General features: G+C 65.1%; 16 protein-coding genes. 9 read left to right on the forward strand and 7 right to left on the reverse strand.

The annotated features are described in order from the left end of the window. Positions 1–24: 24 nt before the first annotated feature. Positions 25–456 (forward strand): DUF5807 family protein, encoded by a 432-nt coding sequence (locus VI234_RS04145; RefSeq protein ID WP_008307806.1) that lies wholly within the window; start codon positions 25–27, stop codon positions 454–456. 1 nt (position 457) lies between these two features. On the opposite strand, the gene VI234_RS04150 is transcribed toward VI234_RS04145, so the two are convergent. The 3 genes from VI234_RS04150 to VI234_RS04160 form a co-directional block, all read right to left on the reverse strand. After that, entirely contained in the window at positions 458–895 is a 438-nt protein-coding gene (locus VI234_RS04150; protein WP_336329321.1) for a hypothetical protein, read from the reverse strand. A gap of 86 nt (positions 896–981) precedes the next feature. Beyond that, a complete protein-coding gene (locus tag VI234_RS04155) occupies positions 982–2,067 on the reverse strand; it encodes a DHH family phosphoesterase (RefSeq protein ID WP_336329322.1) in 1,086 nt (361 codons plus the stop codon). Positions 2,068–2,110: 43 nt separating this feature from the next. Beyond that, a complete protein-coding gene (locus VI234_RS04160) occupies positions 2,111–2,575 on the reverse strand; it encodes a universal stress protein (RefSeq protein ID WP_336329323.1) in 465 nt (154 codons plus the stop codon). A gap of 124 nt (positions 2,576–2,699) precedes the next feature. On the opposite strand from VI234_RS04160, the gene VI234_RS04165 reads away from it, so the two are divergent. Beyond that, a complete protein-coding gene (locus tag VI234_RS04165) occupies positions 2,700–3,140 on the forward strand; it encodes a universal stress protein (protein ID WP_336329324.1) in 441 nt (146 codons plus the stop codon). On the opposite strand, the gene VI234_RS04170 is transcribed toward VI234_RS04165, so the two are convergent. Together VI234_RS04170 and VI234_RS04175 are read right to left on the reverse strand one after the other, a co-directional pair. After that, a complete protein-coding gene (locus tag VI234_RS04170) occupies positions 3,137–3,658 on the reverse strand; it encodes a GNAT family N-acetyltransferase (protein WP_336329325.1) in 522 nt (173 codons plus the stop codon). The genes VI234_RS04165 and VI234_RS04170 overlap by 4 nt on opposite strands. Further along, positions 3,655–4,026, reverse strand: a complete 372-nt coding sequence (locus tag VI234_RS04175; protein ID WP_336329326.1) for a universal stress protein — start codon at positions 4,024–4,026, stop codon at positions 3,655–3,657. Before VI234_RS04175 ends, VI234_RS04170 begins: the two co-directional genes overlap by 4 nt. A gap of 115 nt (positions 4,027–4,141) precedes the next feature. On the opposite strand from VI234_RS04175, the gene VI234_RS04180 reads away from it, so the two are divergent. Both VI234_RS04180 and VI234_RS04185 read left to right on the forward strand, forming a co-directional pair. Then, on the forward strand, positions 4,142–4,873 hold the full coding sequence (locus VI234_RS04180; RefSeq protein WP_336329327.1) for a DUF5806 family protein: 732 nt from the start codon (positions 4,142–4,144) through the stop codon (positions 4,871–4,873). An 11-nt stretch (positions 4,874–4,884) separates the two neighbouring features. Then, positions 4,885–5,310, forward strand: a complete 426-nt coding sequence (locus VI234_RS04185) for a hypothetical protein (RefSeq protein WP_336329328.1) — start codon at positions 4,885–4,887, stop codon at positions 5,308–5,310. Positions 5,311–5,343: 33 nt separating this feature from the next. Here VI234_RS04185 and VI234_RS04190 read toward each other — a convergent pair whose 3' ends face one another. Then, a complete protein-coding gene (locus VI234_RS04190) occupies positions 5,344–5,862 on the reverse strand; it encodes a DUF7529 family protein (RefSeq protein ID WP_336329329.1) in 519 nt (172 codons plus the stop codon). Positions 5,863–5,948: 86 nt separating this feature from the next. Here VI234_RS04190 and VI234_RS04195 point away from each other — a divergent pair, with 86 nt between their 5' ends. The 5 genes from VI234_RS04195 (at position 5,949) to VI234_RS04215 (ending at position 12,849) form a co-directional block, all read left to right on the forward strand. After that, a complete protein-coding gene (locus tag VI234_RS04195; RefSeq protein WP_336329330.1) occupies positions 5,949–8,621 on the forward strand; it encodes an ABC transporter ATP-binding protein in 2,673 nt (890 codons plus the stop codon). A gap of 97 nt (positions 8,622–8,718) precedes the next feature. Further along, positions 8,719–10,455, forward strand: a complete 1,737-nt coding sequence (locus VI234_RS04200) for an ABC transporter substrate-binding protein (RefSeq protein WP_008307791.1) — start codon at positions 8,719–8,721, stop codon at positions 10,453–10,455. A 20-nt stretch (positions 10,456–10,475) separates the two neighbouring features. Beyond that, entirely contained in the window at positions 10,476–11,558 is a 1,083-nt protein-coding gene (locus VI234_RS04205) for an ABC transporter permease (RefSeq protein ID WP_008307789.1), read from the forward strand. Beyond that, positions 11,555–12,484, forward strand: a complete 930-nt coding sequence (locus VI234_RS04210; protein WP_008307786.1) for an ABC transporter permease — start codon at positions 11,555–11,557, stop codon at positions 12,482–12,484. Before VI234_RS04205 ends, VI234_RS04210 begins: the two co-directional genes overlap by 4 nt. Next, entirely contained in the window at positions 12,484–12,849 is a 366-nt protein-coding gene (locus tag VI234_RS04215) for a DUF7268 family protein (RefSeq protein WP_008307784.1), read from the forward strand. Before VI234_RS04210 ends, VI234_RS04215 begins: the two co-directional genes overlap by 1 nt. Here the strand turns inward: VI234_RS04215 and VI234_RS04220 are convergent. After that, positions 12,841–14,172 (reverse strand): dihydroorotase, encoded by a 1,332-nt coding sequence (locus VI234_RS04220; RefSeq protein WP_008307782.1) that lies wholly within the window; start codon positions 14,170–14,172, stop codon positions 12,841–12,843. The two genes, VI234_RS04215 and VI234_RS04220, sit on opposite strands and share 9 nt — an antisense overlap. Positions 14,173–14,187: the final 15 nt, after the last annotated feature.

Below are 14,187 nucleotides of genomic sequence, written 5' to 3' on the forward strand. Positions count from 1 at the left end.
GCCGACGAGTGACTCCCTCTCTGCATGACCAAACACACGGAGTTTCTGGCGGGCGAGCGGCCCGAAGACGTGCTGTTCTTCCTCCACGAGGACGCCGTCTCGAACCCCGGCGCGCTGGCCGAGTACGCCGACGAAGTCGAGGACGGCCACGTCCTCGTCCTGCCGGGCGACGACGGCCGCAGCGCGTTCCAGTCGGCGACGGGCATCGACCCGATGGGACTGGCCCAGCAGGCGATGGGCACCGAGGGGGACATCGGTGACGACCTGACCAGCGCGGTCTGTCCGGTCGCCGAGGAGGAACCGGAGAGCGACCACACGACCCGCTTTGTCTTCGCCTTCGCCGAGGAACAGAACGAGGACGTGGGCGGGCTCTACGCCGAGGGCGACGTTGTCCACGCCTACGCGGTGTGTGCCTGCGGAGAACGGTACAGCGACAAGTGGGTCGTCGGGGAGTAGCTTACAGCAGGAACGGTTCGGCAAGTCTGACGAGCAGTGCCTTCGGCAGGCCCGTGACGGGACTGCCGTCGTGTGCATACGAAATTCCGACCTCGTCGCGGGTGACGCCGTGGCGGAGGTGCTGGATACCGTCGAGGAGGAACCAGCAGCCGAGAAGCGTCCCGGGAACGACGACCCACGTTAGGCCGGCGGCTGACACCGTGTACGCCACGAAGCCGAACACGAGGAGCCCGAACACCATGTGATCGGCGTAGTCGCCGACAGCGGCCTGCGCGGCGTCGGCGACGAGCCAGACACAGAAGGCGAGCGCCGCCGCGACCGCGGCGTACCGTACCGAGCCGTCGAGGACGTACAGCGTCACGCCGACGGCAACGGCGCTTCCGAGTCGCCGTCGCACAGCTGTTTCGCGCGCGATTCGCGTGTGGAGGGACTCGGGCATCACCCGGCAGTGACGACGGAGAGATAAATCAACGTTGTGTCAGGGGGCGAGATACCGTTCAGTTCGTTCGCGGGTGACGTCGGTTACTACTCGTCGACGCCTTCCGCTTCTTCCTCAGGTAGTCGGCGGAACGCATCCACGATAGCCTGTTTCGCGACGGCCCCTTGCGTCGTCCAGTGATGCGCGTAGTCCATCATGTCGTCGTAGATGTCGGGCTTGCAGCCCGCCGCCTTCGGGTGGCCGCCGCCGTTGACCTGCTGGGCGACCTCGTGGGCGCGCTCGAAGTTATCCGTCCCACGAATCGAGGCGGAGCCGGCGGGCTTGACGATGACGGCGGCGTCAGCGCCCTGCTCGCGGAGCGCCTCGGCGACCTCGTTCTGGGAGCAGCGGCCGTAGGTGACGCCGACCGTCCACTGGCCGACGTCGCGGAGTTCGGCCCGCTCGACGGCCTTCTCGATGAGCGCCTCCTTCTCGACGCGCTTTTCGTCGAGGAACTCGTGGAACTCCGGAGAGAGGTCGGGGCCGTGGTCGCGGACCGCCTCGATGTACTCTTCGGGTTCGCTCCAATAGGACAGGTCCGCGAGGTCGTCGCTGCGGGGGTCGTCGCGGATCCAGAGGTCGTGGTCGCGGGTGACGGCGGCGAGGTCGGCCCACTGCTCGTCGAAGTCGTAGTCGAGTTCCGAAAGCGCCACGTCGGCGGTACACACTTCCTCGCTGTCCCCGACGGTGCGCTCGACGCCGGCCGCGTCGACGTCGTCGGCGAGATCGTCGGGCCACTGGTGGTGGTCGAACCAGACGACGCGTTCGACGCGCTCGATCAGCGAATCGAGGGGGGCGATGTCGGATTCGCGGTCGGGACAGAGGTCGCAGATGAAGACGGTCGCGTCGGGGTCGGCGTACTCGGCGGTCCATTCGAGCGCTTCCGTGAGTTCGTGCGGGCCGGCGGGCAGCAGCGCACCTTCCCCGTGGGCCTCGCGGATCAGTGCTGTACAGGCCAGTCCGTCTGCGTCCGGGTCGGCGATAACAATGACGCCGGCGTCTTTCAGGGTCTCGGCGGCTTCGGCTTCGGCTTGCTCTTCCTCGTAGGAATCCGGGATAAAGAACCCCTCTCCGGGGAGTACAGATTTGCGGCCGATAGAGAGACGGTCGTCGTCAATGAGCCAATCGTCCATGCCACAGCAAGCGGGCGCGGCGTCAAGAACCCGTCGGGTTCCGTTACACGCCCTCGCGCTCGGGGTTTGGCTCGCCTTCGAGCTGGCGGACCGTGAGCACCGGAATCGGGGCCTCCCGGACGAGTTCCTCGGCGACGCTTCCCAGCAGATACCCGTGTTCGCCGTGGCGGCCGCGGGTCCCGCTGACGATGACATCGGCGTCGTGTTCAACTGCGTATTTGGAGATCTCGTCGGCCGGATCGCCCTCTCGGACAGCAGTGACGAGTTCTTCGTCTGCCTCGGCGTCGGCGGCCTCCAGAATGAACGAGAGGGCGCGGCCGCCAGTGGTCGCCAGCGCGCGCTCCAGCGCCTCGCGAACCTCTTCGGGGGTCGTCTCAACCTCGCCGGTGTCGACGACGTACAGCCCGTGGACAGTTGCGTCGAAGCGCGCTGCAAGGTCCAGCGCCGCTTCGACGGCCCGCTCTGCGCTGCCGGAGCCGTCCGTGGCGATAACCACCGTATCGAACATACACCACGCATCGAAGCCGCGACTAAATACACTGTTGGTCACGGCGAGGGACGCTCCGGATGGCGACACGGGGTCGGCACGAACCTCGGTGGATTTTTGCCGGCCGGGGCCGCACTGGCGAGTGATGGACATCGACCTCGTACTCGCGCCGGTCGACGGCAGCGACCAGTCGGAACGAGCGGCCGAGTACGCGATCGCCGTCGCGGAGCGGTACGACGCCGATCTCCACCTGCTGTTCGTCATCGACGAACGGCTCCACCAGGATATCGACAACGGCGACGTGAGCGCGGCCGCAATCGCCGAGGAGCACCAGGCGTTCACCGAGAGCATCCGAGAACGGTTCCGCGACGTCCACGACGGCGTGTTCGAAACGTCGTCCGCGACCGCGTTCTCCGAGACGCGACTGATGCAGACACCGGGCAGCGTCGTCCTTGACGTGGCAGAGGACGTCGACGCGGATTTCATCGTCGTCCCGCGCGAGGAAAGAAGCGAAGGCGAAAAGGCCGTGGGGCGCGCGGCGATCTACGTCATCGAGTACGCCAGCCAGCCGGTACTCACCGTTTAAAGCCGGATCGCCATCTCTATCTCGAAGCTCTCGGCGCTACTGATCTCGAACCCGACCTTCTCGTACAGCGATATCGCCGGGTCGTTCCACCGCTCGACAGTGAGCCAGACGTGATCGATGCCCTCGGCCTGGCCGTAGCCCAGCAGCGTCTCGACCAGCGCCGTCCCGATACCAGCGCCCTGGTAGGCCTGTAACACGAAGATAGCGAGTTCGTGCTCGTCCTCGTTGTCCGGGACCAGCGTCGCGTGGCCGGCGACAGTGTCGTCGTGTTTGGCGACGACATTAATACAGTCGCCATCGAGGATCGTTTCGAGCCACTCGCGGATGGCTTCCTCTTTGACCGGCGGGATGCCCTGCGTACGGTCGGCAGGGTCGAAGTCGAGATACATCTCGACGAGGCTCTCCGTGTCGGCGTCGTCGGCGGGGATGACGTCGATGGGACGGTCCTTGCGGTCGGTGATCGTCCGCGGCGGCTGTGGGAACTCTTCGGCGGGTTCGTCTGGGTACGTGCGTGTCATCGGATGAGAGTCACCGGAGTCTGTGCGTTGAGCAGGACGAATTCGACAATGGGGCCGAGCTGTATCTTCCCGAGCGGCGAGCGGCCACCGCCGCCGAGGACGATTCTATCGAACTCCTCGCTTTCGGCGATGTTCACCAGTTCGCTGCCCGGCGAGGTGCCTTCGACGTGGCGGATCGGCGGCTCAAGCTCGCTTTCGTCGATCCGCTCCTGTATCCGCTGCTGGACCGTTTCGAGGTCGGCGTCGATGTCGCCGTTTTCGAAGACAGCGACGGTCAGCTCGTCGCCTGTTTCCGATACGCGTTCGAGTGTCTCGGTCAGTGCCTGGTAGGACAGTTCGCTGCCCCCGACACCGAGCAGTATTTTCATAGTCGGGCCATGCATGGGAGCGGTAAAAAAGCCACCCGGCTGAACTGTCGGTTAGAGACAATGATAGCGGGACGGCGGCGATACCCTTTTTCACCGCGGGCACGCATTCCCGGCTATGACTGAGGGCGCACCGCCGGACGAGACGGACGTCGAGGCGGCAGACGACGGATCAGCCGGACATCAGCCGGACGACCCGGCGGCCGCGGATGACGGGGCCGACGACGGCGACACCACGGAAAGCGGTCCCGCCGACTCGGCCACCGAGGAGACAGCACCAGCCGAGCCAGCCAGCGAGGCAGCGGTGTCGGAAGCCAGTGACGTCCCGTCCGACGTACAGAAGTACGACCGCTTCAAGAAAATCGAGGGCGGGACCTACGACCGCGCGAACGATTTCCTCCGGGACCGGACGTACATCACCGCCCGCGAGTGGGCTATCGCCCGCCTCTGTGCCGACTTCCGGACCGAAACGGGCGTCGAGATGACGAAGATCGGGGAGAACCTCCCCGAACTCGTCCCGTTCATGACGGACACGTACACGCCACAGGCGGTCAATCAGGCCCGCTCGGCCTTCGAGGACAAGGTCCGGAAGGCCGGCGCGACCTTCCTCTACGGCGCGATGTGTGACTTCTTCACCGCTGAGGACCTCGACGACGTGATGTACGAGGCCACCGAGGTCGCGAAGTTCCTGCTGGAAGTCGAGGGCGTCGACCTCGCCGTCGAGGACGAGATGGAGGCCGAGGACCGGATCTCCTCGGTGATGCGGGAGGTCCGCGAGCAGTCGGCGGCGCTGCGACACGACGAGGTATGTTGTCCGGAGTGTGGCAACGAATTTCAGGTCGACGAGTAGACACGGCTGAGATGGACGACATCGACCCCGACACACAGCCGTCGATGTCGGTCCGCGAAGCGACACAGGAAGTGCTACGGACCGACCTCGCCATTGGCATCGGCGGGGCGGTGCTTGGCTACGCGGAGGCGGGGACAGCACTGGTCGACGTACTGGCGGTAGTTGTCGGGTTCGGACTCCTGACGGGGATCACGGTGGCTGTCGTCGAACACGACGCGGTCCCGGGCGTCTACCCGGAGGTCGCCGCACTGGCGGCGCTCGTCGTGCTGTCCGGGGCTGTCGCCGGCATCGTGGCGCTTTCCGAGGCGTCGGTGACGCTCGTACTCGCGGCCGTTCTCTCGGGCTTCGGTGTCGGTGTCATCGGCAACCGGTTGCTCTATGGGGTCGTTTTCGACGTGCCGGCATACCGGCTGACCCGAGTCCGAGAGACCTCGTAGCCGAGCAGTCGGTGACCCGTCCGGAACCAGATTTCACTCGGGGAAGAACGGTTCGGGATCCTCGTGGGAGACGGTGACCACCTCGTCGTCGGTGAGCGGTCGGATGTGGGAGTAGAGTCCGTGATCGGCGGCGACCTGCGAGAGGTCCGCGCGGTCGGTCTTGTCGTAGTACAGCGGCACGAGCACGGCGAGGTCGTCGCCACATTCCAGGGCGACGAGCAGAAACACCATCCCGTCGTCGGTCGCCCGGAACACCTCGCTGCGCTCGACGGTGCGGTCCCCGAGCGCGTCGGCGACCCGCCGGAACTCGTCGCCGGGAACCACGACATCGAAGCCGAGCCGCCGGGTCTCCGGCTCGTATTCGCCAGTCTGTTCAGCCATCGTTCGCGGCTCGCCGGTCAGTACCGCCACGTCTCCGGGGTGGAGTTCGATAGCCTCGCGCCCGTCGTCGCGGTACTGTGTCGCCGTGGCCGCCATGTCCTCGATGACCTGTTCCCAGTGACCGACGACACGGTCGAAGGGGTTAGACTCGGGGTCGACAGGGTCGTTCATACGTCGAGTGTGGCGGCGGCCGGGATAAATTGTTGGTGGGCCAGTGGCACAACAGTTTTACTGGTATTTTGAGAAGAAGGCGACAGATGCGCGACCTCTTAACATTATCTGACCTCCGAACCCAGTTCGAGACGGACCGCGGCACCGTCAAAGCCGTCGACGGTATCGACCTCACTGTCAGGGAGGGCGAAACCGTCGGTCTGGTCGGCGAGTCGGGGTCAGGGAAATCCGTCACAGCGTTATCGGCAATGGATATCGTCGACGAGCCCGGACACATCGCCGGCGGGGAGATCCGGTTCGGCGCACTTGAGACAGTCACACGGCTGTCTCGGCAGTATCCGAAGGCAGTACGGACAGGCGACAGCGACAGCGGTTTCATCACCATCGACGCGGCGACGGTCGACCGGGGCCGGCTCCCCGACTCGGTTTCGACGACGGCTGACGACAGGACGCTCGCCGAGCAGTTCATTCGGAAAGCTCCGAAAAAGGCTCTTCCGGAGAGCGGCGACGCGCCCGTCACGATCACCGACGGCTACGTCGACCTGACGGCAGCCCCGGAGAAGGTGATGCGGGACATCCGCGGCGGTGATATGGGGATGATCTTCCAGGACCCGATGACGTCGCTGAACCCCGCGATAACGGTCGGTGAGCAGGTCGCGGAGAGCCTGCGCCTCCACCGCTACGGGAGCAAGCGGAACGACTCGTGGTTCAACGCCGTCCGGGAGATTACGCCCTCGCTCAGCCGGGGCAGCGAGATGGACGAGGAGATCCGGTCGGACGTTATCTCGCTGCTGGAAGAGGTCGGAATCCCGGAGCCGGCCGACCGCGTCGACGAGTACCCCCACGAGTTCTCCGGCGGGATGCGCCAGCGCGTCCTCATCGCCATCGCGCTTGCGTGCCGACCGAAGCTGCTCGTCGCCGACGAGCCGACGACGGCGCTCGACGTGACTATCCAGGCACAGATTCTGGACCTCATCGACGACCTCCAGGCGGACCTCGGGATGTCGGTCCTGTTCATCACGCACGACCTCGGCGTCGTCGCGGAGACCTGCGACCGCGTCGCCGTGATGTACGCCGGCGAAATCGTCGAGGAGGGGCCGGTCGAGGAGATATTCCAGAACCCGTCACATCCCTACACGTACACGCTGCTGGAATCGATACCGGGCGAGGGAACGGAGCGGCTGACTCCGATCGAAGGAAACGTTCCCAGCCTCATCGACATGCCCGAAGGGTGCCACTTCGCTGACCGCTGTCCGTGGGCCGAGCCCGAGTGTCGCGAGGGCGAGATTCCGTATCTCCAGCACGGGCCAGACGACGTCACCCACCACTCGAAATGTATCCTCGAATCGTTCGACACGGACGAATACGGCACTGGTGACGCCGGCGTCGCCGCGACAGAGACGACGCGAACGGACAGACGGCTCATGGAGGTTGACGGGCTGAAAAAGCACTTCTCGCGGGCCGACGACCTGCTGGACAAGTACATCGGGCGCGAGCCAGAGTCCGTCAAAGCCGTCGACGGTGTCTCGATGGACATCTACGAGGGCGAGACGCTGGGGCTCGTCGGCGAGTCCGGCTGTGGGAAATCGACGACCGGCCGGACCATCCTCAGACTGCTAGAACCGACAGACGGGACCGTGGTCTTCGCCGGCCAAGACCTCGCGGACCTCGACAAGGATGGCCTGCGAGAGGTGCGTCGGGACCTGCAGATGATTTTCCAAGACCCGATGTCCAGCCTCGACCCACGGATGACCGTCGGCCAGACGATCATGGAGCCGCTGAAAATTCATGATCTCCCGGAAGACACCGGTGACGTCTCACGCCGCGAACAGCGGGTCGACCGCGTGGCCGACCTCATGGAGGCGGTCGGGCTCGACCCCGACCAGTACGACCGCTACCCGCACGAACTGTCAGGCGGACAGCGCCAGCGGGTCGGTATCGCTCGCGCGCTCGCCGTCGACCCCGATTTCATCGTCTGTGACGAACCCGTTTCGGCGCTGGACGTGAGCGTCCAGGCACAGATAATCAACCTTCTGGAGGACCTCCAGCATGAGTTCGGCCTGACGTATCTGTTTATCGCCCACGACCTGTCGGTGGTGCGCCACATCTGCGACCGCGTCGCGGTGATGTATCTCGGTGAGGTGGTCGAAATCGCCGACACCCCGGACCTGTTCGCGGACCCGAAACACCCCTACACGCGGGCGCTCATGTCGGCGATCCCGGAACCGGACCCGACCGTGGAGGCCGACCGGATACTGCTGAAAGGCGACGTCCCGTCGCCGATCGACCCGCCGTCGGGCTGTCACTTCCGGACACGCTGTCCCGAAGTCATCCCGCCCGACATCGACATCGAACAGGAGACGTACCGCGAGGTAATGGACTACCGGCAACGGGTCGAGGACGAGGCCATCGCCATCGATGCAGTTCGGAAGCAGGCCCGAAAAGCCGACAGTGCCACAGCGGCGACGGACGGTGGCGCGGACCTTACCGAGCCGCCGAGCGGCAGGGGGGAGGTACCGATGGCAGCGTTCAAACAGACGATGTTCGACCGGTTCTTCGAAACGAGCCTGACCGGAGAGAACCGCCGCGTCGTCGAAACGTCGATTGAGCATCTCGCGGACGAGGACTGGGACGCCGCCGCGTCGGCGCTACGGGATCGGTTCGAGAGCGTCTGTGAGACACAGCACCCCGAACTACAACCGGACTCCCATCCAGCAGCGTGTCACCTCTACGAACAGGAGGACGAAAGCAGTAACTGAATAATATTACTTAGCTGCACATAACTCTCAGGAGATATATAGCAGAATCATTGATCTATCCGGTACAATTATAATATATCTGTTTGAACAAAGTCCCATGTCATCCGGTGATTCTCTGGACAGACGGAGCTTCCTTACCGCGGCCGGCAGTGCCGCGGCAGCCGCAACGCTCGCAGGTTGTTCCGGCGACGGCGGCGATGGTGGCGGAACCGAAGGTGGAGACGGTGGCGACGGCACTGGTAGCGACGGCGGTGACGGCGGAGACGGTGGGAGCGACCAGACGCTCGTGTACGCTCGCGGTGACCACCCCGAAAGCTACGACCCACAGCAGTCGACCAGCGGCGAGGTGGCGAAGGTAACCAATCAGGTGTTTGACACCCTCATCCAGTTCGCGGCCGGGAGCGGCGGCCAACTCGAAGACGCGCTCGCGACCGACTACACTCTCGAGGGAACTACCGCGACGCTGACGCTTCGCGAAGGTGTCACCTTCCACAACGGCGAGGAGTTCACCGCGTCAGACTTCAAGGCGACCTGGCAGCGGTTCACCCAGAGCGACTACGAGTACTACCTCGGCGACGAGACCCGGTCGGGGTACGGCCCGTTCACGCTCGGCGACTGGATCGAAAGCGTCGACGCGAGCCAGGACTACGAGCTGACAATCGAGCTTACACAGCAGTTCGCGCCGTTCCTGCGGAACCTCGCGATGTTCGCCTCGGCAGTCCTCTCGAAAGCCCAGATCGAGTCGTTGGGCGACAACCAGACTGACCTCGGAAGCGAACCCGCGGGCACCGGGGCCTTCCAGTTCGACACGCTCGACAACCCGAACGAGCGCATCCGACTGCGGGCCAACAACGACTACTGGGGTGACGGCCCGAACGTCGGAACGGTCATCTTCAAGACCATCACCGAAAACAGCACGCGAGTGCAGGACGTCATCAACGGGGCCTCACACATCACGGACAACCTCGACTCCTCCGGATTCCAGCGCGCCGAGGAAAGCGGGACGGCGACGCTGTTGCGGAAGGACGGCATCAACCACGGCTACATGGCGATGAACATGGCCCGGTTCGAGCCGTTCCGGGACCGGCAGGTCCGCCAGGCCATCGCCCACGCCGTCAACACCGAGGCCATCGTCAACCAGATCTACCAGGGCTTTGCGACCCAGGCCTCCCAGCCGCTCCCACCGGACGTGCTCGGGCACAACGACGACCTCGATCCGTATCCGACGGACAAGGAGCAGGCCCAGTCGATGCTCGAAGAGGCGGGCTACGGCGACGGCTTCGAGTTCGAACTCGCGACGTTCTCGAACCCCCGCGGATACAACCCCAGCCCGGTCAACACGGCGAACCAGGTGAAGTCTGACCTGGAGGAAATCGGTCTGACGGTCAACATCAACCAGTTCTCCAACTTCGGGCCGTATCTGGACTACACGTCGGCCGGGAAACACGACGCGTGTTTCCTCGGCTGGTACACCGACAACGCCGACCCGGACAACTTCCTGTACGTCCTGCTGGACCCACAGGTCGAGATGGACGCCGTGCCCGACGGGCAGGACTGGGTCAGTTTCGACGCCGACGGGTACAACACCCTCAACGTGTCCGGCTGGGCCAACGCCGACTACATGGAACTGGTCCGGGAAGCCCAGAAGACCTACGCGGAGGGCGACCGCGAGACGATGTACGAAGAGGCCAGCCAGATAGCCTACGACGAGTCCCCGTGGGTGTTCATCGACTACGCCGAGACGCTCCGGGCGGTCAACGAGGCTGTCGTCGAAGACACCTACACGATCAGCTCCGTCGGTGGCCCGTATCTTAACACAGTCGAACTGCAGTAGCGCTTCAAGGGAACTTCCGAATGAACTGGACACAGTTTCTTTTCAGGCTGGCTGAGCCGGTGGTACCGCCACGGTTCGTCATCAAGCGACTGCTGTTGCTCATCCCGGTGCTGTTCGGCGTCGCGTCGGTCGTCTTCGCGATCCTCCACCTGGCTCCGGGCGACCCGGCTGTCATTATCGCCGGCCAACGTGCGTCAGCCGAACAGCTCGAACAGATACGTGTTGAACTGGGACTTCGGCGGCCGCTCTGGGAGCAGTACCTGACCTTCCTGTGGGACGCAGCACGGTTCGACTTCGGACAGTCCTACAGCATTAGCCGCGGGAACAGCGTCCGCTCGGTCATCTCCGACCGACTCCCGATCACGCTCGAACTCGCGATTTACGGCCAGGCAGCGGGCATCCTGCTCGGTCTGCCGCTGGGCATCATCTCCGCGGTCAAGCAGGATTCGCTGACGGACCACGTTACCCGAATCGGAGCACTGACGGGTATTTCCGTCCCGATATTCTGGTCCGGTCCGCTGCTCATCCTGCTGTTCTCGACGTACCTCGACGTGTTCCCGACCAGCGGGCGTATCGCCTCAACGCTGTTTCTGCCCGACACCTGGACGCTGTTCGGCCGGGAACTGCCCCTGACCGGGATGATAACGGTCGATACGATCCTGCTCGGAAACACCGAGGCCTTCCTCTCGGCGGCGCATCACCTGTTCCTGCCGGCGGTGGTCATCGGCGTCTACTCGACGGCGCTCATCTCGCGGATGATGCGCTCCTCGATGCTCGAAGTCATCCGGCAGGACTACATCCGGACCGCGCGGGCGAAGGGTCAGGGTGCGAAAATCACGCTGATGAAACACGGCTTCCGGAACGCGCTGATTCCGGTCGTCACCGTCATCGGCATCCAGTTCGGGACGCTGCTGGGCGGGGCAGTCCTGACCGAGACCGTGTTCGGTATCAACGGGATGGGGCTGACTATCGTCACCGCCATCGGCGTCTCGGACTACCCGGTCGTGCAGGGAACGGTGCTCACCTTCGCCTTGCTGTTTACGCTCGTGAACCTCTTCGTCGACGTCACCTACAGCTACCTCGACCCACGGATTCAACAATGAGTACGGACACCGAGACACGGGGCACGCTGGGACGCCTGCGGGCGTCCCCGTTCCTCGCCGACCTGCTGACGAACCGCCTCGCCGTCGTCGGGCTGACGATCATCCTCGGCATGGCCGCTGTCGCCATCTACGCCCGCGTGACCTACGACCTCGGCGCGCTTGCCGGCTCACAGCTCGGTACCGAGATCGCTGACCGCGCACCGCCCGGCTGGCTCGGTCCCGCGCCCGCGAATCAACAACTGTTCGGGACGGACGCGGCGGCCCGTGACATCTACAAGCGGAGCCTGTACGGCGCGTGGCTGGCCCTGAAGTTCGGGACGATTACCGTCGGTACATCGACTACCGTCGGTGTCGGCCTGGGTATTATTGCGGCGTACTACGGCGACGTGACCGACAACGTCATCATGCGGACGATGGACGTGCTGCTTGCGTTCCCGCCGCTATTGCTCGCGCTCGCACTGGTCGCCATCTTCCCGCGGGACCTCGGTCTCTGGCGGGCCGTGGTGGCGCTCGTGCTGGTGTACACGCCGCGGTTCGCCCGAGTCGTCCGCGGGGCCGCGCTCAAAGTGCTCGAAGACGAGTACGTCGACGCCACAGTTGCGCTTGGCGCGACCGACCCGCGAGTTCTCGTCCGTCACATCCTGCCGAACACGCTCGCGCCGATCACCGTCCAGTCGACGCTGAACTTCGGGCTCGCCATCATCGACCTCGCGGCGCTGTCTTTCCTCGGGTTCGGCGCACAGGCCGGGACGCCATCGTGGGGCCTGATGCTCTCTCGCGGTGTCGAGAACGGCCTGCTGACCGGCGAGTGGTGGCTCTCCTTCTTCCCGGGGCTGTTCCTCGCTATCACCGTCCTCGGGTTCAATCTCCTCGGCGACGGGATGCGCGACGCGCTCGATCCGCGGATGCGTGATGCCATCGACTGATGGCCCAGAGCGGTGACCCACCCCGACTCCGGCAGTACGTTGCGGCCCGGGCACGACTGGTGGGGAGTGGCCTTGTCGTCGGTCTGGTGCTTGGCGGCCTCGGAACGGCGGGCTGGACGCTCTACACCGGTGATGTGCGGTCGAGTGAAGCGACGGTGTTCGCCCTCGGCGCACTGGTGTTCGGCTTCGGCCTGCTGGGCTGGTCGGGGTCGATACTCGCCGGCCGCGGCATCGAAGCCATGCAGGAACACATGGGCACGCGAAGCAATTGGACCGAGCGCGACTCGCGGCGGGCAATGGCCCGTCTCTGTGGCGGTGGCGGCGGAATAATGGTCGGGACGTCCGTCGTCGCGGCGCTACTCTAGCCGTTCGCCGTCCGCGCCGCGGACGTTCTCGCCCTGATGGTCGTAGAACACGTCCTCTTGCGCGGTGCTGTCGGCAGCTTCCAGCGCGTCGCCGCGCTCGTAGACGACTGTCCCCCGGACCATCGTCCATTCGGGGAACACCGCCTCACGGCCCTCGAACGGCGTCCAGTTGCACTTCGAGTGGAGCGTCTCACCGCTGATCTCGCTCGTCTCGGTCGTGTCGACGAGCACGAGGTCGGCGTCCTTGCCGGCTTCGATGGCCCCCTTCTGCGGGATGTCGAACACGTCGGCGGGATTTCGTGCGGTGAGGTCGCGAACGCGCTCGTAGGTGAGGCCGCTGTCCGGGTCGCGTGCTTCAGCCAGTAGGAGCGGGAGAACAGTCTCGACGCCAGGGACGCCCGACGGAGCGTCCCAGATGCTGGCGTCCTTCTCCTCGCGGGTGTGTGGCGCGTGGTCCGTCGCGATCATGTCGACGGTGCCGTCGACAACACGCTCGTAGAGCTTCTGGCGGCGCTTCTCGCGGCGCAGGGGCGGGTTCATCCGTCCGAACGTCCCCAGTTCGGAGAGGTCGCGCCGAGAGAGCAGCAAGTGATGGGGCGTCACTTCGGTCGTCATCCCGGCCTCGCTGGCGATGTCGACGCCCTCCGGCGTGGAGGTGTGCGCGATGTGAATGGTCGTGTCGTGCTCTTTCGCGACGGAACAGGCCCGCTCGACGGCCTTTTCTTCAGCTTTCGCGGTCCGGAACGCGCTCCAGGCGTCGGCGTCGTCGCGGGCCCTCGCGTCGTCGTTGAAGTAGTCGGCGTCCTCGGCGTGGACCGTGACCGGCACGTCGTTGTCAGCAGCGGCCTCCAGCGCGTCGGCGAACAAGTCGGCCTCGATACCCATGTCGCCGGTGGAGTCCGCGAGGAACACCTCGCCGAGCGCGAACAGGCGACGGCGCAGGAGGACGTTCGGAATCCAGTCGGCCGTGACGCCGCCGTTGATACCCCAGTCGACGACGGAGTCGGCGGCGAACTCGGCTTTCTGGTCGAACGCCTCACCGTCGACGGTCGGCGGGTCGGTGTTTGGTTGGTCGACGACAGTCGTGACGCCGCCGGCCGCCGCCGACCGTGAGCCGCTCTCCCACGTCTCCTTGTGGGGGTAGCCGGGCTGGCGGAAGTGAACATGAGCGTCGATCATTCCCGGGAACAGACGCTTGCCAGTCGCTTCGATGACGTGCTGGTCGGATGCGTCGAGGTCGCGGCCGACTTCGACGATGGACTCGCCACGCACCCGGATGTCGCGTTGGTGACCGTCCGGCAGCGTCGCGTTACGGATGAGCATACGCCCAGTCGGCCG

The organism is Haloarcula sp. CGMCC 1.2071, from assembly GCF_037078445.1.
Lineage (GTDB): Archaea > Halobacteriota > Halobacteria > Halobacteriales > Haloarculaceae > Haloarcula > Haloarcula amylolytica.

Bases quoted from the DNA above. Each gene is read 5' to 3' on its own strand.
- VI234_RS04215 (WP_008307784.1), top strand. From the start codon at position 12,484: ATGGCCCAGAGCGGTGACCCACCCCGACTCCGGCAGTACGTTGCGGCC.
- VI234_RS04200 (WP_008307791.1), top strand. From the start codon at position 8,719: ATGTCATCCGGTGATTCTCTGGACAGACGGAGCTTCCTTACCGCGGCC.
- VI234_RS04150 (WP_336329321.1), bottom strand. From the start codon at position 895: ATGCCCGAGTCCCTCCACACGCGAATCGCGCGCGAAACAGCTGTGCGA.
- VI234_RS04145 (WP_008307806.1), top strand. From the start codon at position 25: ATGACCAAACACACGGAGTTTCTGGCGGGCGAGCGGCCCGAAGACGTG.
- VI234_RS04205 (WP_008307789.1), top strand. From the start codon at position 10,476: ATGAACTGGACACAGTTTCTTTTCAGGCTGGCTGAGCCGGTGGTACCG.
- VI234_RS04195 (WP_336329330.1), top strand. From the start codon at position 5,949: ATGCGCGACCTCTTAACATTATCTGACCTCCGAACCCAGTTCGAGACG.
- VI234_RS04165 (WP_336329324.1), top strand. From the start codon at position 2,700: ATGGACATCGACCTCGTACTCGCGCCGGTCGACGGCAGCGACCAGTCG.
- VI234_RS04190 (WP_336329329.1), bottom strand. From the start codon at position 5,862: ATGAACGACCCTGTCGACCCCGAGTCTAACCCCTTCGACCGTGTCGTC.
- VI234_RS04180 (WP_336329327.1), top strand. From the start codon at position 4,142: ATGACTGAGGGCGCACCGCCGGACGAGACGGACGTCGAGGCGGCAGAC.
- VI234_RS04185 (WP_336329328.1), top strand. From the start codon at position 4,885: ATGGACGACATCGACCCCGACACACAGCCGTCGATGTCGGTCCGCGAA.
- VI234_RS04155 (WP_336329322.1), bottom strand. From the start codon at position 2,067: ATGGACGATTGGCTCATTGACGACGACCGTCTCTCTATCGGCCGCAAA.
- VI234_RS04220 (WP_008307782.1), bottom strand. From the start codon at position 14,172: ATGCTCATCCGTAACGCGACGCTGCCGGACGGTCACCAACGCGACATC.
- VI234_RS04160 (WP_336329323.1), bottom strand. From the start codon at position 2,575: ATGTTCGATACGGTGGTTATCGCCACGGACGGCTCCGGCAGCGCAGAG.
- VI234_RS04175 (WP_336329326.1), bottom strand. From the start codon at position 4,026: ATGAAAATACTGCTCGGTGTCGGGGGCAGCGAACTGTCCTACCAGGCA.
- VI234_RS04170 (WP_336329325.1), bottom strand. From the start codon at position 3,658: ATGACACGCACGTACCCAGACGAACCCGCCGAAGAGTTCCCACAGCCG.
- VI234_RS04210 (WP_008307786.1), top strand. From the start codon at position 11,555: ATGAGTACGGACACCGAGACACGGGGCACGCTGGGACGCCTGCGGGCG.